The sequence below is a fragment of the Nostoc sp. 2RC genome (assembly GCF_014222165.1).
Classification (GTDB): Bacteria; Cyanobacteriota; Cyanobacteriia; order Cyanobacteriales; family Nostocaceae; genus Nostoc; species Nostoc linckia.
Genome location: NZ_JACKZU010000052.1, coordinates 1 through 18,599 on the forward strand (window position 1 = coordinate 1; position 18,599 = coordinate 18,599).

At 42.2% G+C, this 18,599-nt stretch carries 13 protein-coding genes and 1 pseudogene; 7 read left to right on the top strand and 7 right to left on the bottom strand.

The window, feature by feature from the left end; all coding sequences use genetic code 11:
* Window positions 1-288: 288 nt before the first annotated feature.
* Entirely contained in the window at window positions 289-462 is a 174-nt protein-coding gene (locus tag GNE10_RS08735) for a hypothetical protein (RefSeq protein WP_185564625.1), read from the bottom strand.
* A gap of 120 nt (window positions 463-582) precedes the next feature.
* Here GNE10_RS08735 and GNE10_RS08740 point away from each other — a divergent pair.
* From GNE10_RS08740 to GNE10_RS08755, 4 genes and pseudogenes are all read left to right on the top strand, one after another.
* A pseudogene (locus GNE10_RS08740) lies at window positions 583-1,065 on the top strand (type I restriction endonuclease); the annotation flags it as partial.
* Between the two features lie 350 nt (window positions 1,066-1,415).
* Window positions 1,416-4,133 (top strand): TnsA endonuclease N-terminal domain-containing protein, encoded by a 2,718-nt coding sequence (locus GNE10_RS08745; protein ID WP_185564627.1) that lies wholly within the window; start codon window positions 1,416-1,418, stop codon window positions 4,131-4,133.
* Window positions 4,134-5,600 (top strand): ATP-binding protein, encoded by a 1,467-nt coding sequence (locus GNE10_RS08750; RefSeq protein WP_185564628.1) that lies wholly within the window; start codon window positions 4,134-4,136, stop codon window positions 5,598-5,600.
* A gap of 183 nt (window positions 5,601-5,783) precedes the next feature.
* Complete coding sequence (locus tag GNE10_RS08755; RefSeq protein WP_185564630.1) at window positions 5,784-6,752, top strand: restriction endonuclease subunit S; 969 nt, start codon at window positions 5,784-5,786, stop codon at window positions 6,750-6,752.
* Window positions 6,753-6,900: 148 nt separating this feature from the next.
* Here the strand turns inward: GNE10_RS08755 and GNE10_RS08760 are convergent, their stop codons facing one another.
* The 6 genes from GNE10_RS08760 to GNE10_RS08785 form a co-directional block, all read right to left on the bottom strand.
* Window positions 6,901-7,812 carry a hypothetical protein gene (locus GNE10_RS08760; RefSeq protein ID WP_185564632.1) on the bottom strand — a complete coding sequence of 304 codons (912 nt, stop codon included), beginning with the start codon at window positions 7,810-7,812 and terminating at the stop codon, window positions 6,901-6,903.
* 2 nt (window positions 7,813-7,814) lie between these two features.
* The gene (locus GNE10_RS08765) at window positions 7,815-11,252 is read right to left on the bottom strand and encodes a DEAD/DEAH box helicase family protein (protein ID WP_185564634.1); all 3,438 of its coding nucleotides are present in this window, start codon (window positions 11,250-11,252) and stop codon (window positions 7,815-7,817) included.
* Window positions 11,253-11,380: 128 nt separating this feature from the next.
* Window positions 11,381-12,478, bottom strand: coding sequence for a hypothetical protein (locus tag GNE10_RS08770; RefSeq protein WP_185564679.1), 1,098 nt, complete (start codon window positions 12,476-12,478; stop codon window positions 11,381-11,383).
* A gap of 34 nt (window positions 12,479-12,512) precedes the next feature.
* Entirely contained in the window at window positions 12,513-13,307 is a 795-nt protein-coding gene (locus GNE10_RS08775; RefSeq protein WP_185564636.1) for a BRO family protein, read from the bottom strand.
* A gap of 94 nt (window positions 13,308-13,401) precedes the next feature.
* Entirely contained in the window at window positions 13,402-15,168 is a 1,767-nt protein-coding gene (locus tag GNE10_RS08780) for a hypothetical protein (protein ID WP_185564638.1), read from the bottom strand.
* Between the two features lie 184 nt (window positions 15,169-15,352).
* Entirely contained in the window at window positions 15,353-15,679 is a 327-nt protein-coding gene (locus tag GNE10_RS08785; RefSeq protein WP_185564639.1) for a helix-turn-helix transcriptional regulator, read from the bottom strand.
* 489 nt (window positions 15,680-16,168) lie between these two features.
* On the opposite strand from GNE10_RS08785, the gene GNE10_RS08790 reads away from it, so the two are divergent.
* The 3 genes from GNE10_RS08790 to GNE10_RS08800 all read left to right on the top strand — a co-directional run bounded on the left by GNE10_RS08790 (window position 16,169) and on the right by GNE10_RS08800 (window position 18,535).
* Entirely contained in the window at window positions 16,169-17,062 is an 894-nt protein-coding gene (locus GNE10_RS08790; protein WP_185564641.1) for a hypothetical protein, read from the top strand.
* 83 nt (window positions 17,063-17,145) lie between these two features.
* Window positions 17,146-17,718, top strand: coding sequence for a hypothetical protein (locus tag GNE10_RS08795; protein WP_185564643.1), 573 nt, complete (start codon window positions 17,146-17,148; stop codon window positions 17,716-17,718).
* Window positions 17,719-17,779: 61 nt separating this feature from the next.
* Window positions 17,780-18,535 (top strand): hypothetical protein, encoded by a 756-nt coding sequence (locus GNE10_RS08800; protein WP_185564645.1) that lies wholly within the window; start codon window positions 17,780-17,782, stop codon window positions 18,533-18,535.
* Window positions 18,536-18,599: the final 64 nt, after the last annotated feature.

Genomic DNA, 18,599 nt, shown 5'->3' on the forward strand with positions numbered 1-18,599 from the left:
ATCTGACTCGCCCAATTTTGCAAAACTTCAATATACCTCATTTCTATTTTTCCTCTGCCTAGAGTGACAAAAGAGGGTTAAAGTTGGGGCGGCAGGCTTCTGGTTATAAAACAGCACAAAAAGCCTTAGATAAAATGATTACAGAGCTAAAATTTTTGGTTGACAGTTTCTAAATCACCCAAAAAAGCTGTTTCCAAGGCGAAATTCTCACTTTTTCAGACATCGAGCTTCCTTTGCTAATAATGTGAAGAAATATTTCGCCAACAGCATCCGTTGCTACTCACGCCCCTAAAAGACTAACCAGAAACCATCACTATGATTGCGGTACAGTAGTCCAGTTAAAGCGAATGGTTCCATTTTTAGAACAGTTCCCCAGTTTCGCTTCTCTTGAGACAGTTTGACTGCTGGGGTATGGACTTCTAATTCGCAACTTGTAAACACAACATCAAGAAGTATTGGCATTAATTAATACTTCGGTTATCTTGTAGTTTAGAAAGTTATGTAAAAACTGATTTCATACTTATCCCCTTGGCAGAGTAGACCTACCTTGCCACAGGCTTTATTTGCTTTATTAACAATCCAATGGACGAAATTGACAAAAAATCCCTGAGTGAGCGTGACATCTGCACCAAGTACATTACGCCAGCTATCGTTGAGCAAGCAGGCTGGAATCTGCATACTCAAATGCGCGAAGAAGTGGTTTTGACTAAAGGGAGAGTTTACGTCCGAGGGAAGTTAGTCACCAGAGGAGAATCAAAGCGTGCTGATTACATTCTTTATTACAAGCCCAACATTCCAATTGCAGTAGTTGAAGCGAAGGACAATAACTACAGTGTTGGTCGTGGAATGCAGCAGGCACTTGCTTATGCCGAGATGTTGGATGTGCCATTTGCTTATAGTTCTAACGGCGACGCTTTTTTAGAACATGACTTTACAGTAAGTACAGGACAAATTGAGCGAGAAATGCCCCTCAATGCTTTTCCCTCACCTGAACAACTGTGGCAACGCTATTGTAATTGGAAAGGAATTGACAACTCACAGCAGCCCATTGTGGCACATGATTACTGTGCTTTTACCCCCTGGATGACCAAATTGTGAATCATACCCTGACCAAAATTAACGACATTTCAAGGGTTATAGCCTAAACAGCACATAAAACTTTGCATAGAATTGTGACCGTGTGTCCTGATTGTGAATCATAATAAATCCTAGAGTTGTCACAACTAAAAACAGAAAACTTCTCCCGAATAATTCTCTAAAAATCACTCCTGGGTACAACTTAGATGACAAAATATGGTTCAAAGTGACTAAGATATGATTCAATTCGCGTCTTCTTGGTATTTTTAGGAGACTGTAGTGAAGCAACAAAGCCGTCCTTGTATCACATAGGTCACGCTCCCGGAGGTGAGGCTCAAATGAACGAATTAGAGTTTGAAGATTGGTGTAGGGAACAGCAACTAGCAACCCACACCATTGATTTGATTGCACTCCTCAGGAAATCCCCGCCCTCACGTCGGGTACAAGGACGAACCAAGAACGTTTGTGGCGTGTACCCTAGTTCAAAAATGGGGGTCACAATCCAATTCGAGAGCCATACAGTGGAATTGTGGGCAATTTACCTGATGGAACACGACCCACAAGTTTTAGAGTTCTACGACCAGCCACCACCATTCAAAATCCAGTATAAAAATCAAGTAGGGCGTAATATAGGTCACTATCATACCCCTGACTTTTTTGTATTACGTCATGATGGTGCTTGCTGGGAGGAGTGGAAAACCGTTAAGGAACTAGAGTTCTTAGCACAAAAATATCCTGGGCGTTATCAAAAAACAGCATCCGGTCATTGGCGTTGCCCACCAGGAGAAGCACACGCATCACAATTTGGTCTAAAATACTGCGTTCGTACTGATGCCGAATTGAATCCCGTCTTTACCCAAAACTTGATGTTTTTGTCAGATTACCTGGGATTTAAATCAAATTTGACAACAGATGTACATTCGACAGTTCTGGCTTACCTAGAAGCAAATCCAGGAATAACGATTGCGGCATTGCTACAAGAATTAAATGATGTATGTGCCAATGACATATACATCATGATTGCAACTGAGCTTCTGTACGTGGATTTGTCTGCTGTCCCCTTAGTTGAACATTACAGGACACGATTATGGGCAAGTCAACAAACTCATGACGCTTATACACACGCATCTGTTGTAGGAGTAACTACAAATAACGCTCCCAATAGTCCCACAACACTGCTACCTAACACAGCCCTGATGTGGGATGCGGCGCTATGGACTTTAGTTAACTATGGTGAGACAACAACCACGCTATTACCAGAGTCAGGCTTCCCAATACAGTTGCCCACAGCATTTTTTCTCCAGTTATTCGACAGTGGCACCATTAAAATTCACGACTCCGTTACAAAGGATGTAACAATAAATGAAACAGTACGGACTTTAATGGAGACCGCTTCTCCAGTTCATTTAAAAGAAGCGAACCGAAAATTTAATATAGTACAAGCATATTTACAGCGCCATACAGATATCTATCAGGACATCAACCCGCGTACCTTGCGTAGATGGGTACAACAGTTCCGTGAAGCAGAAGCGAGTTATGGTTGCGGTTATGTCGGGTTACTACCACGCACACATCAGCAAGGGAATCGTCAACCAAAATCGCCCACAGATTCAAGTGAATTATTAGATAAATTTATTAAAGAGCATTTTGAAACACCAAGGCAAGCGACAGGTGCTTCAGTATATCGGGCGTATGTCAGAGCCTGTACAGCATTAAATATACAACCCCTTAGTAACCGTACCTTCTACCAGCGTTTAAAAAAACGCCCAACCCATGAGCAGACATTAAAGCGTCAGGGAGCAAAAGCCGCATACGCAACAGAGCCTTTTGTCTGGGAACTAGCTTTAAATACACGTCCTCATGGAAACCGTCCTCTGGAGATAGTTCATATCGACCATACCGAACTTGATATTGAATTACGCTCACAAGCAACAGGTCGGTTACTGGGACGACCTTGGCTAACATTACTGACCGATGCCTATTCCCGGCGAATATTAGCAGTTTATCTGACTTTCGATGCACCTTCTTACAGGTCTTGCATGATGGGGCTACGTATTTTAGTCCAGCGCCAAGGTCGTTTTCCCTCAACATTGGTTGTAGATGGTGGCAAAGAATTTCACAGTATATACTTTGACACATTGTTGGCACGCTACCACTGCACCAAGAAAACAAGACCTGGTGGCAAACCCCGTTTTGGGTCAGTAATTGAACGATTATTTGGGACGACAAATACTGAGTTTATCTATAACCTACTAGGTAACACCCAAGCAAGTAAACAGCCGCGCCAACTCACCAAAACTGTTGACCCAAAACAGTTAGCTGTCTGGAATTTGGGGGATTTATATACTTACTTGACCCAGTGGGCTTACTCGATTTACGACTCAAATCATCATGACTCATTAGGTGCGTCTTGTGGCGTTGTTTATAACGAAGGGTTGTCAATTGCAGGAGAACGCTTGCACCGAAGTATTGCTTATAACGAAGAGTTCCTCATGGCAACACGTCCTTCCACGCCCAAAGGTCAGGCGAAAGTTCAGCCTGGATATGGGATTAAAGTCAATTATCTCTACTATTGGAGTGATGCTTTCCGCAATCCCAATGTAGAAAAAACATTAGTACCAGTACGCTACGACCCTTTTGATATGGGAGTTGCTTACGCCTATGTTGATGGGCGCTGGGTGAGATGTATCTCTCAGTATTACAGTACTTTCGTGGGACGCACTGAAAAAGAAGTGTTGTTAGCGGCACAAGAAATTAGGCAATTGAACAAACGTAGCGCCACGGCGAAAAATTTGAACGCCAAACATTTAGCTGACTTCATTGCCAATGTCCAAGAACATGAAGCCTTGTTGCTGCAAAGATTGCGTGATTTGGAAAGTAAACGCTTACTAGACAATTTAACGTCTAGTAATTTTTCTGTTCCATCAGTAAACCAAGTTCAGTCAACGTTTGCTGTATTGGCACAACAGAGTGAAGATGTTGCATCGCACGCACCATCTCGAAACGTTGAACCGTTGGATCTAAATTCACTGCCAATATTAGCGGAATACAAATAGATGGATTTAAACAGGAACGGGAGTGATTACATCAACTTACTTACTCAATTTAAGGAGTATGCAGTTTTACATCCACAGTTAGCACGGGTAGATATGCTGCTCATGCGTGCGATTAGAGAACCTGCTGGATTTGCTCATGTGTTGGTTTATGGGCCAAGTGGTGTGGGCAAGACGACAATGATACGGCAAATTGCTCGACGTTTAAATGCTCCTCACAGTGAGGATTTAGCAAAGAATTCCTCAAGCTACCGCAACGGTTATGCACCTCAATTACCTCTTTTACTGATAGAGACACGTCCACCTGACAGTGGGGTGTTTAATCGAACTGACTATTACCTGACTGCGCTGAAGCTTTTGGACGAGCCATTCTACGAGCGTCGTAGCATTGTAGACATCGATACGTCGGAGGCATGGGAGAAAAAAGGGCGTGGACGTAGTAGCAAAACTTCGCAGTTTAATGATTCTCCAGAACTGCGCCACGCATTAGAAGAAGCAATGGCCAAACGTGGTGTACGCGCGGTTATCCTGGATGAAGCGCAACATTTAATGAAGATTGGGACTGGAAGTAATGCTGGCAAGCTTTTAGACCAGTTGGACTGGATTAAATCCATGACAAATGTTACGGGTGTGCTACACATCCTGATTGGTACTTATGAACTGTTAAATTTCCGGAATTTAAGTGGTCAAGCATCCCGGCGCGGTCTAGATATCCACTTTCCGCGCTATTTGTACCAAAATGAACAAGACCGTTTGGATTTTCAGGCCGCTTTATTGGCTCTTTTGAAGCAAGTACCTCTTGATATTAATATTCCCGAATTAATGCAGCATTGGCTTTACTTCTATGAACATTCTATTGGCTGTCTTGGAGTACTAAAAGACTGGCTCATCAGAGCTGTAGCTGCGGCATTAGATGATGGAAATAAAGCTTTAACTTTAAAACAATTACACGAACATACCCTAACACTAGCGCAGTGCGAACGCATGGCAATAGAAGCAACTGAAGGCGAAGAAAAACTTAGCTATATGGAGAGCCGCCGCGAACACCTGTGGCATTTGCTACAAATAGGAATGGGTTCAACGGATGTACCGACTAATGCAATCCCTCCTGAAACTCCGTTGGTCGGTAGTGAAATCACTTCATCGAAAACAGAGTCACCACCTAAAACAAAGCGGACTCGGAAAAAGCCAAACGTACCTGCACCACAAGAATTTACGACCACAACAGCAAACGAGATCCCCGTAGAGCCAGCCCCGAAGAAAAAGCAGACTCGTAAGAAAACTACATCTACTCAAACACTTGAAATTACTGAAACGCCACTTAGTAATTCCAGTGCTGACCATAAGACGATAACCCAGGACACGCAACAGCAAACAGATAACAGCCACCAGAAAAAGTCAGCCACACGAGTTGGACAACGCAAACCCAAGCGAGACACTGTTGGGCATGAATCGCCGTCAACGACATAAGAATGATAATCATCGGGTGGGGGAAGAAGCTGCTGACGGCAGCTTCTTCCCATTCTCTTTATTAAGGAGACAGGGTTGAGCTTTGCTCAACCCTGTCTCCCCCCCAACTATACGATTATCATTCTTACAACTCATGTCTCAAGTATGAAGTATATCTTGTCCTAAGTGCTTCTGAAGTATTTCGTGACCGTTTGGCAAAAATATCGTTCAAATCACACGATCGCTTCCAAAATTTCTGGCTCGACTGAACCTAAAATCAATGCTTTCAACCTGATTTCTTTACAAAACTTTACAACGTGTCCCATTTTGCACGTATCTCGGCGGCCACCCTACAGTGCGCCAGAAAATATTGGTAAGCTTCGCCAAGCCATACTTCAACTTGCTGTCATGGGCAAGCTTGTACCGCAAGATTCAAGTGATGAACCTGCGGCGGTGCTGTTGGATAAAATTCGGTTAGAGAGAGAGCTTTTAGCTAAAGAAAGAAAAATTAGTTCATCTAAATTACTACCATGCCTCCAACTAGAAGAAATTCCTTTCAACGCTCCTAAAGGATGGTCATGGGAAAGATTTGGACATATTGCTGACATAGTAAGTGGTGTAACTAAAGGTAGAAATCTTATCGGCAAACAAACTGCTTACTATCCATATCTTCGAGTAGCTAATGTTCAAAGAGGTTTTCTTGATCTTGAAATTATTAAGACTATTGAAATACTTGTAGAAGAACTAGACAAATATCGCTTACAAGCTAATGACATTTTGCTTACAGAAGGAGGCGACTGGGATAAACTAGGTCGCTCTGCTATTTGGAATGGACAAATTGAAAATTGTATCCACCAGAACCACATTTTTAGAGCAAGGCCATTTCATTTTGGCTTTATACCTCAATGGGCTGTATTATATACAAACTCACCAATAGGTCGGCAATATTTTGAAACAGCATCTAAAAAAACCACTAACCTTGCTTCAATCAACATGACTCAGCTGCGTCATTGTCCTTTTCCAGTTCCACCAACTGAAGAACAACACCGCATCGTTGCCAAAGTAGCTCAACTAATAGATATCTGCAACAAGCTAGAAGCCAAACTGACACAATCTCAAAACGATAGCGAAAAACTAATGAATGCGGCTGCGCGGCAACTATTAGTAATTTAGTAGTTAAAAGGTAGTAAAAAGCCCAAGGCAAGTAATCACTACTCCTCCCACTTCACCAGCACCCCATCCGCCGCCACCAACCCCCACTGCGGACACTTCGTCTAAAAGCACCCTGTAATTCTGAAAAATTCATTGATAATTAGGTTTACTACAAATCTGCTCTCAATTTTTCTAAGATTTCTTTTTTTGTGAGTTCGGGAGTAGATTTATAAATCTTTTTAGCTTTAGCAAGTAATCCATATATTTCTGGGGAGCCTGCTGGAATATCGAACTCTAATATAATATCATCAGTTATTATTGGCATTAACATTTCCTGATCTTCTAAGAGGGTATTAAGAATAAGCTTCTTAAGTTCAAACTTAAAATCTGAGTTTATTGATAAATTCCTCAAGAATTCATTCCATTTACTTTGATATCTAGTCCTAATTTTTGCTACATCTTTTGTTATACCAAGATCACCTATTACCTCTCGAATCAAATTGTCATAATCCCAAGGCGAAAAATAGCGTTTCCGGCGTATATTCCACTGATAAACAATAGCATCCTTTGATTCATCACACTCTATTGAATGTATACATTTCAAAATCGCTTCTAGAAAGCTTTGGGCATCATAGATTAACTTATTCACACACTTTTCCCAATCAGAATCATTCTCTGGATAAGAAACTCTACAAATAGATTCAAACCACTCTGAGCAATTCCTCCTAACTTTACTGTTATGAGTATCTTCGTTAGCAACATTATGCTGAAGAAGAGTACGTAATGATTGTACGATATAAAAATGATTACTTAAATTTTTACTTTTGTCTAAATTAAAAGCATCGAATAGTTCTACTAGAAATTTAATATCAGACTTTTTACCTGCTTCCCAATATAAAGTATACAACCAGGATATTATTCGCTGAAAGCAACACTCAAATATTCCTTCAAAATTTAACTGAATACTAATTGAACCAAATAATTGTTCGCCTTCAGTAATTTGAGAAACAATAGAATCGATCTCTTTTTTATAGCCTGAAAGCTTATCAAAGGATTTTAACACCTCTTCCGAGGAATTCATAGTTACTTCTGCTTTTGTAATGGTTGAGAATAATATAATATCGGATCTGCAATAGGCCCAAGAAAATTGAAAGCTATGTGAAACTCACCCGGAGATTCACCAGGACGTATATCAGGTTTACCAAATTGCTGAGGAATAAAAGTAATGCGATTACGCTGCAATTCTGATACGTATATTGCTCCAGGCTCATAAGATTTTTCATGCCTCCAAGCTACTTCTCCCGTAAATTTCCTTGGGCTTCCATCAGAACTACTCATAAGATAGCTACGAAGAATTCGTCTGCGTCCTATTGACGAACTTTCATTCTCAAGTTCCTTAAATATTTCTAGAGAAGTTGAAATCCTATCTAAATGAAAGTTTGCCAAGCCTTTCAAATAAGTAAGAGATAAATTTTCATAAAATTCTGTTGTTTTCATTAATGCTTCTATAATTCGTAGGCAATCTTTCCAGTCCTCTTGACTAAATGAAACTGTTTTTCTTTCTCCAGCAAATAAAGGTGTTTTAGCTTTACTCAACCACCAAATTTTAAGAAGTAAATACAGTGAGCGTGAATCTTGATTTATTTTTTCCCAGTTTTCTTTCAAGTAGTAAACGGCCCTATTACAAGACTGAACCTCATCCTCTTTTAAGGAAGATTTGAATAATACATCTTTAACAATGGAATAGGCTCTTAGATAATAACCAGCACTAGATCCCATAGCTGAAAGAGCTTGGAATGCTTCTTCAGAAATATCATTTCTTCCAATTAAGTCACCTATTTGATAGCGGCGATTTTGTAACCGTTCTTGCTGCTCAGGGGGATATTCTTCAGATTCTGCTAGAGTTAATACGTGAAAGACGTTCGCTTCTATTTCAGTACGAACTTTTAAATCAATATTTTCATCTAACAGAATATCTTTACTCGTCCAAAGTAACACATCTATCGGGTAGTAGTTTTCTGCATCTAAAGATAGAGCATTAAAAGCTACTTCTTGTGATTGTTTAAGAGACTTAAGTGATTTTTCGTGACATTGTATTTCTTTTAGAGTATTAAACTTTGTTCCTAAAACAGATGCTAATTCAACTAACAAGCGACTACGTCTACCTTTATTTTTTTTGTCAAATCCTATTTGATCGAGAGCTAGACGAAGAACATTTTCCGCTCTATTTAAAAGTTCAATACAATCCTTTTCAGATAAAACTGGCTCTAAATTCTTACGTTGTTGCTGAACTGTGTCTGTTAAAAGAGTAGCTTCTTGCAGCATTAAACTAGGATTTTGAACGCTGTAATCTTCTCGTAGTTGACGAAGAACTTCAGCAATTTCTGGGAAATAGAAAGCAAAATAACTTGAATAGAAACTAGTTCTCATATTTCTAATTAGCGAAACTGCAAACAAAATCTCAGTTTCACTATTAAAGTTACCTTTTTCACGAACATTTAACAAAATTTCTTTAGCACATTCAACTTCTGCTTTTGCGCTACCTAGAAGTGATTTAGTAATTTCTTGAGCTTCAATTCGATGCCTAGCACCAATCTCAATATTACCAGCTTCATCTTCGTACCATTGAATAATATCAGTTTTTAGTTTCTTAATTAAGCTGACAAAATCTGTACTACGCCCTGTATTAATTGCTCGCATGAGAATTTCTAATGGAAGATTCATTCCCAAACGCCCAGGAACCATTACTAGTCGGATTAATTTTTGAAGTAGTGTTACCTCTTCTCCATCTATAATTAAATTTTCTGAAGATAACAAATGGTTTTGAGTAATTAAACCTGATTTTAATAGTGCGGTTGCAAATGTAGTTGAAACTAAATTATTTATAGAACTTTGAGAGGAGTCTTGTTCCGCATATTGAACTTCTTTAGCCAGTCCTAATCTAATTTGACTCCGGGTAGGTGGTAATAGTCTATAGAGTGCAACCAAGAACCTATCGCTACCTTTTTCACTTAATTTTTTGAGGTCTGCACTAGATCCAGGAACAAATTTCTCAATAAAAGCTATAAATTCAGATATTTCGTTTATTCCTTCTTGATTATTGGCAAGAGATGAAGGAGCTTGAACAAAATTATTTTTTGTATTAGCTTCTCCATAGCAACTACCAACAACAACAGCTTTACGTCCTCGACTGGCAAGTCTTTTCGTCAGTTCATAGTATTGCTCTTGCTCAAGCATTCCATCCCAGATAATTAAGGTCGCAGATGCACCAGAATCTTCAGCCCATTTACAGAAGGCATCTAAATCAGACAAAAGGGGTAGTTTAGATCGAGGCTCAATAAATAGAACAGGATACTTTCTTTCTTTATGAATTGAGTACGCCAGATGGCCAAGAGCAATACTTTTCCCCGTACCTGACTGTCCACAGAGAATTATTGGCTCATCCTGCAACTCATTAGATTTAAGCCTTTTAATAACTATTTCCTGAAGTTGACTTTCAAAATTACGCTTAAACGCAAAGCCTCGTGCATATCCTGCCCATATTGGTTTATTACTAGACTCTGCAAGGAAAGCTCTAAACTCACTATAAAGCCTATTGTCTCCTATATGCGGTGGTTCAATGAGAATCGTATCATCTAAAATAGTTGCTGATCTGGAAACTACTTGATTCCAAAGATTTAGGGGAACAGTTAAACTTTTTTCCTCTAGAGTAATGCGACGACCATATTCATCCTTTTCAGGTGGCTCACCAAGTATTAGATATCCTACTTCTTGAGCACGTAAAAGATATACTGCTAAGTTCTCATCATAAAGAATAACTTTGCCTTCTTGAACTCGTCTAGCAATGCGAGAATTTTGTTTAATTGCTTCATCCGCACTAAAAATATGAACCTGAGCTTGGTTAAGCCTTTCAACAACAGGTGTTAATTTTTGCGGAGAGAACCAGTCTAGATCGCCTGCGTAACCCTCTAAAACTAGCGTTCCAAGAGGAGTAATAAGTTCTGGCAATCTTCGGGCTAAAGCATTCGCTACGGAATCCCGAATATCTAGTTCATCTTCGTTTAAAGGAGGTCTTTTATTTTTATCATCTTGATTAACACAACCAAACAAAAATGTACAGTGGAGACGATGACGATTTCTAGGATCGCTTGGATTTAGAGTTTCTGAATCATATATTGGCTGTAGCTCTCGCCAATTATTTCGGAAGGCTTTGAGGCAGATTGTGTCAATTGCAGAAGTATAAACTCCACTCCAAGGAAAACTAGCAACTGTTTCTAGCCATTCTGGGCTGGCAAAACGCTCACAGCGTTGTTGCATCCAAGCCAATGCTAACTCGGAGGCTTCACAAGCACTTCCGGTTAAAATTTGACTGTAACTATCTGCTATTCCACCATACTTACGTACAATCTCAGATAAGAAAGGATCGATACCTGACTCTAGCTTTAGATAATTTTGACCTAACAGTAAAAACGCAGGGCCAGACTTAAGTCGTTTAGCAAGTTCCTTATCTAACTGAGTCATTTTTTTATTGCTGGCTAAATTCAGTAAAACTATAACAATATTCTGTTGTCTTGTCCTTTAGTTACACTAATTATTACCTTAAAGCCACCACTAAGTAACAAAAGTATTGTAAATAAACAGTATTTTTACTACAGTAAAGGAAACCGCCGCATCATCTCCTGCAATGCTACTGGTTCGCCATCCGAGGTATACACAGTTTCTCCCGACATTGCAATCACAATCCTCTGCCGCCTCGCCCATTCAAACCAAGCAATCGCATCCGATTTAGCGTGTTGCACTTGTGGCTTCCTCCCTTCCTTGCAAGCCGCAACAAACACAGCCTCCGGTGACTTGATACCCTTCCAAGTCCGTATCGCCTCCTTCAAATAGGCGATCGCCCCCGGCACATTCTCCCAGTACCGCTTAACTGTCCGTTGAATCTCTGCATTAAGCCGAAACTGCGGAGTACAAGGAATTTCTCTTAGCTGCTGTAAAATTTCTTGTACCTCTTGTTGACTCGGCTGAATGAATTTCTCCACAGAATCAAAAGCGTCATCATCCTCATCACTAGCCGAGTCAATGTTTTGAAAATTTGACGCGACTGGGGCGGCCAAAGAACGATCCTCATGAATATCTGGCTCGGTAGTTGAGTAATCTTGTTCTTGTTCATCAACGAAGCTAGAGGTTTGGGGTTGCTGTGATTCGGGGGTTTCACAAACTGGTTCCTGGTCGTAGTCTACAACCCCGGCTTGCTCTGGTTCTTGGTTACAATCCAAAATCTCGGTTTTTACTTCCTCACTTTTTTTAAGCTCAACAGCAGAGTGTTGTTGTGGCTTTGAAACTTCTGGATGGGATCTCTGGTATTGTTCTGCATTGAACGTCGAATGTTCAGTTTTGCACCTGCCACGTTCAAGTAGCTTACTCAGTACCTCGGAGTTTAATTTATACTGCCATGTTCTATCTTGACCGTTGCCTGGGTTTTTCTGCTTCTCGATGATGCCTATCTCTTCAAGTAGGGCGATCGCACTTCGGATTACGTGGAGGCTGTGTTCACCCATTAGATCAGCATAAATTCGCTTGAGTGGTTGGTAAATCCAAGCACTACGGTGGTTTTTGAGCTTCCACTTTGTCCAATGCCGGAAATACTCAATCAGCTTGGCTGCACAGAAGTTTCCAGTGATATCAAGATACTCCCGGCGCAGAATGACCAGGACAGAAAACCTTTCAGTAGAGGGAATGCTGCTCATATTTCACCTTCTATAATTTGTAAAAACTGACTGGCTAAAACGGCATATTCTCTTGGTCTTCTTGGGGCGCTTGCGACCAAAATTCTCGAAGTGCTTGGAGTTTCGCTGCCTGAAGCTGCTGTTTCTCTTCAGGCGAGACTTCACCAACTAATCGCTCTATCTCATCGCTTTGCCTCTGCTTCATTTGTTCAGTGGTCACAGTAGGTAAAGCCAGGGTTTCATTTTTTGTAGATGGTCTGAAGTTGCGGCGACGGAACAGAAATCGGAAATGGCGTTTATCTTGTGACGGCAGCGATCGCCATACGTCCTCATCCCAGCCAGGGGGCATAAAATCAGATGATGGGGGCAACAGGGTTTGGACTTGGGCTTGTAACTGGGCTAGAGCCTGACCCTGTTCTTCAATTACCTTGTTCTGCTGTTGTAGCCTTTCCAATAACTGGGCAAGTAGTTGTGAGTTTTGGGGTGCTAACTCAGCCTCACGAGTTTTAATTGCAAAGTAATTCTGTGCAGTGGCTATTTCTGATTTTCGAGAATCTCCATTCATCGCTGTCAGATAGCAACCATAGCGACTTAGTTGAAAATCCTCTCTGGGTCTACCTCCTGAACTTTTTGCGGGTAGACGCAAAAAGTGTTTTTTGCTGTCGTGTCCAATGTTAAGGCAAGCGGCGATGGCTCTAGAGATGGTATCTGAAAATTGTCGCCATTGCTGATATCCCAGAATTGACATGAGATCGCGCGCTAACCAATACTCATTCCCCTGCTCATCAATTTTCTTGATTTGGTCAAATGGACTATCAGGGCTAGTTTGGGTTGCTGTAATTGCATCCATATTGATTGACTCCAAAATTGAGCGTATGAAAGTATCAGCAGCACTTGAGCCGTGCTGCATTCAGTTGTTTTAGAGATGTAAGCGCGAGTTTTATCTAGTTGTTCTTGCCTTGCCAGAATCGCAACTCGTTCTTGAAATATCTGCTTGTCTTTTTCCCTTGGTCTTTCCAGTGATCCCACGCCACTATCACTTCCTCACCCAGATCCTCTACAACTTCACCCCTGGCGTTATACAGCGTATAGTAGGGGTCAGCGTAGGCAACGATAGAGCCGAATCCAATGCTAGGAGGTTCAGTAGAAGCCTCTTCGATAAGAGTGGTTACTTCTGTTTGGTGAGTGGTAGGTTCATCTGTAGGAGGCTCAGTAGAAACCTCTTCAAAGTTGGTGATTACTTGTGCCTTCTGGGTGACCAGTTCATCCGTATGGGGTTCAGTAGCAGCTTCTTCAAGGGCAGCGATTAACTGTGTCTCTTCAGTACTTAGTTCCGCCCAGTAGTCTGATTTGATTACCTCATACTGTTGAGCAACGCTCCAGAAATCAATCCATCTACAGCCAGGTGTTCTAAGTACTTGCCTAATTTCACTAACCGCTTGTGGCACGAATTGTAATTGTTCCATCCGATATGCGATCGCGCTTGGTGTCGGTTCACTGCCCAAAATCAGAGCCGCAGCTTGGAGTGCTTGAGTATTGTTCATGGCACTAGCAAGATTGCCCAAAGCTATACCCATCAGTCGCAAGCACTCTTGAGCGTTTTCTAATGGTGGCTCAAGAGCAAGCGATCGCAGGTCAATAAACTCAGGGGTAAAGGGCAAGGGGGAAGGGGGAAAGGTATTTTCTTGCTCCTTGAACCTTTCTCCTTTTTTATCCCTTCTATTGGCTGGAGGTTCTTCTACAGCACGTTCCAATTGCTGAATACGTCGTTGTAACCGTTGGTTCTCAAGTTCCAACTGCCTTAGCCCCTCCAACTCAAACAGGCGTTGCTGTAACTGGATGTTCTCTTCCTTCTGCTGCCCAAACAGGTTTTGTAAAGCGGTTAGTTGTTCAGTTACCTGTTGTTGTGCTGCTTGTGTGGCTTCTGTTTGCAAGCCGATTCTCAACTCTTGCTCCAGCCGTTCCAACTCCTGCTGATGCTGCTGTTTTAGTTGTGCTATGGCTTCGGCGTATTCTGCGGGGTAAGTTCGCTCAGTAGAGTATGGAACGCTAGACGCATCTAAATCGGCGTTATTGATCAGTTCCCTACTGCCATCAGCAAAAGTGACAATCTGCTGCCAGTAGTTGGGTGGGTCTGCTTCGATGGTTCCTGATTCTCCATGCCTGTGGTGAGATGGTGACGTAACCGTGACTGCATTGGTTTTGGGAACTATTGGTTCCTCAATTTCTCCAACCACTGGTTCTTCAATTTTAGGAACCATTGGTTCTGTGGTTTTTTCGCATGGTACACGAGGAACCACCTTGTTAGCGGCAGCCGCAAAGTCCGATTCGCTGGGGGAGGGGTTTTCTTCAAGTGCGATCGCAACAGCAGCCTTTAGTTTTTCTGGTTCCTTGACCAAGCGCAGCAGTGAACGGGCTTGACGCTCGTTTTTGATGTGTTCGCCCAATTCATCAGCTGTATCTTTAACTTTCTTGGCTCCCAGCAGTTGGTTGATTCTCCGGTAGCCACCCCAAGCGGATAATTCAGCTTGGCAGTATTGCTCGAAGGTTTTGTAGCTAGCTTCACGGTAAAGCTGTTGCTCTCGCATCTGGAGTATTTCATCGACGGCCTGCCACTCGAAACGGTCAATGGCAGTGAACGTTTCTTTGATGCTGCTATTGAGAATGCTGTAGCTGGGTGCTGATGTTGTTTCGCGATCTAGTGTCAGCATGATTATTGCCCACGCTTGGTAAATGCACAAAAACAGTCAGGTATGCAATTTAACCAAAGTGAACACTCATACTGATCTTTGGGTTACACCAAAAATGTGTCAGCATATATTTAGCTCACTTTGTCGCCCAACAATCTGAGTCGGCGATCGCATTGCTTGGTCGGCGGGCGGTCGCTCTCAATTTTTAGGCTGCTTTTAGTAGATCAGCTTCCGAATTTTTGTCTGATTTTCGCTTGTGACTTTGGGATGCTTCTTTTGCTGAGTGAGCATTTAAGGCAGCCCCTTTGTCAATCACTAATTTTTTTGGTGGCTCACCCTCCTCAAGCAAGTCTCCTGGCTTGCAATCAAGAGCTTCACAAAATCTGGCTGCGGCTTCTAAAGTTAGAGACTTAACCTTATTTTGTTCAATTTTTTGGATGAACTGAGGACTATAACCAGTTTTTCTAGCTAGGTCGTTTTGAGAAAGACCAGCAGCCTCTCTCAATTTTTTTAATGCAATAAACACAATCATCCTCTCCAAATAATGCTCCTATTATAAGGGGTACTACCATTGGTTGTAAACATATAGGACTTACATCTATTGGTATTATCATGGCTTATGTACAACCAACAGTAGTATTACAAATCTCTATCAGAAAGTAACTACTACCATATTGACTACTACTAATGAGGGTACTAATATTAAGGGTATAGAGCAAAGCAAATCACCTGCAATTAAACAGTTAGAGAGTTTGCAAGCATAGCTCAGGTGAACCTTGACAACCAAATCTCATTAAGATACCCACTATAAACAGAAGCAATCAATAACTAGCTTTTGCAACCATCCGTGTTTGTCTTAGTAAAGATCAAATCTCGCTGGCTTTAAGCCTCAAATAACGGCTACGCCAAATTAGAGTGAGTGCGTTGTGACTCCTCACAACGTTAATTCTTAAAAACCAAAAGCGACCGCCCACCCTGAGAAAGTTTGCGATCGCCTTTTTCCTATTCGGAGATCAATATTATGACCTACATTGCACATACACAGCAACGAGTTGACGCGCAATTCTTAGCCCAAGCCGAACTCGACAACTACATCAGCACCCAAGCCCAAACCATCGCCCCCGAACCTCTCACCACAGTCGAAATCAACCCCAACCATTTCGAGGTTTATGCAGGAAAATGGCTGGTTGCATACATCACTTATGATTACAGCGACTTTATTACACAACCTTGGGTAGTCATGGTGAGTGGTGAAGAAAAGTTCCGCCACAACACCCAAGCATGGTGTTACCGCTTCATTAGCTGGCACTACAAAGACGGCACACTCAACCCCCAACCCCATACGGAAGTCCCAGAAGTGCCGTTTATCTCAGAAATTTCCTTCTACGAGCAAGAAGCATTAGTAGGCGGCGAACTGGTTGCCAGCGTCAGCTACAGCCACGACGACCAGCAAAACTCGTACTGGCAAGTAATCATCAACAACGAGGTAATCTTCACAGATTCTACTCCAGCAAGATGTCACAGTTACGTCAAGCAGCAGTATCAAGGGGGGTTATTGCCAGTACAGGAAGCATTTGTAGAACCCTGCACCACTGGTAACGAGGTAATGGTGCAGATTGCCCAGGCTTGTGAAAACCTTGGCTTGGAACTGCTAGACGATGGGATTTACAGAGGCGACGAAAAGCTAGGCGAAGTAGGACAGACGAACGGGAACTGGTGGTTCACCCGCACTTCGGACGCTCATCAACAGCAAGTCTTGTGTGACTCAGCATCAGACGCGGTTTGGTGGCTCTTTAGAGAAGACCTGCCGGAGTGTACGGCTCTTGACGAATACTTGCAGTACAGACCGCTTGAGCAGATGCCATCTGGGGAATTGAAGGAACTGCTCGATAGTGCGGAGTTCGTGGCGGCGTAAATCAGAACTTTGAATTCAGGAGCTAGAAATCACAAAAATTCTGGCTCCTCATCCAATCATTTTTTTATTCACCAACTAAAACAATGGAACCCACAATCTCAATTCCAAAGGGATGGCAATACCCTCGATTTACTTTTGGGCAGCGAACAGAACGGGGACAAATTATAGGACTCAAATATTACGCCGAAGACACATATCTAGCCGACGAATACGGTGCAGGCTGGCGTTATATTTTACTACCTGACAAAAATCGTGAAGACGAAGAACACCGCATTGAAGGTGAATTAGAACTACTGACTCCACAGGAATTAAGAACGCAAATACAAGCAGAAATTGACAGCTATTCGCGCCTTCTTGAACTGCTCAAGTCTGAACTCAAAGCAATTCCTATAACTGTAGCAACAACTAAATCTACTGCTGAGAACGAAACACCCAGCGAGAAACAACAGCAGTTTTCAATATCCGAACCCAATTTACACTCATTAATTGATGCAGCACAGTTCATTCTCAAAGAGATTGCTAAACACCCAGATTTCTTAACGCTTGAGTATCAGCCTGATTTAACCGTTGGCGATGCTCAAACTGCACTTGATTACTTGCAATCGGGGTTAGAGGACATCCAAAAATTTGACATCACATCGAACATTTTCCCTTAACACAAGCTTTGTCATTCACTGCAATACAACCACTTCACGTAAACCCTAGAAATTCACAATCATGGAAACTATCACCATTAACAACAGCGTCTTTCTTATTCCACCCAGCCAACCAAAACTACAAGCGAACTGCGCTAAGGAATACGGGCAATTTCTTCTCGATTGTCCTCCAAAACTGACAATTTTGGAAGCACAGCAGGGTGGTTATCTCAAAGGTAACAAAGCCGATTTTGCGATCGCCATCTCACGCCCAGACCGCTTACTCACCATCAACGAAAACTTTACCAACGAGCCATTCACCGAATTGTGGGTGATTCCCGTTGCAGGTGGACTCAAAGACCAGTTTAAAGGGCCAGCATCGATGCTGCTTTCGTTTTTGATGCACCGCCGCAGCAAAGACAGTTTCGCTGGACTGTACAATCACTTCGCCCATCGTGCGTTTGGGCAGTGGTGTGAGGATGGGATGCCGGGAGATCCGAAAGAGTTTTGCTATGAGGCGATCGCTTCGGTGTTGAAAAACTACATCTTCTGCGCCGAGTTCCAGAAGGTAGAAGGTGCGCTTGGGACGTACTGGTTTATTCAGTGGTCGTACCACAACCCGCAGTCTGATTTTGAAAAGGACGCTCTCGTTGCTGCCGAGATGATTCGGTCGGGTGCGGAGTCTGGGGCAACACTTCACTGGGTTACGAACGAGACTTACGAAAGATGGTCTTTAAATGCAGAGATTAGACCTGCACTACCAGCCGTTTCGGAAGCAGAGGCACGGGTATCTTTACAGCCGCAGAATCAGGTGGTTGTGCCGAGTAAAAGAAGGTAATTGAACACCAATAATGGCGATTCAGCTTTGAGTCGCCACACAAAAATATTAAGGTTACTTGCCT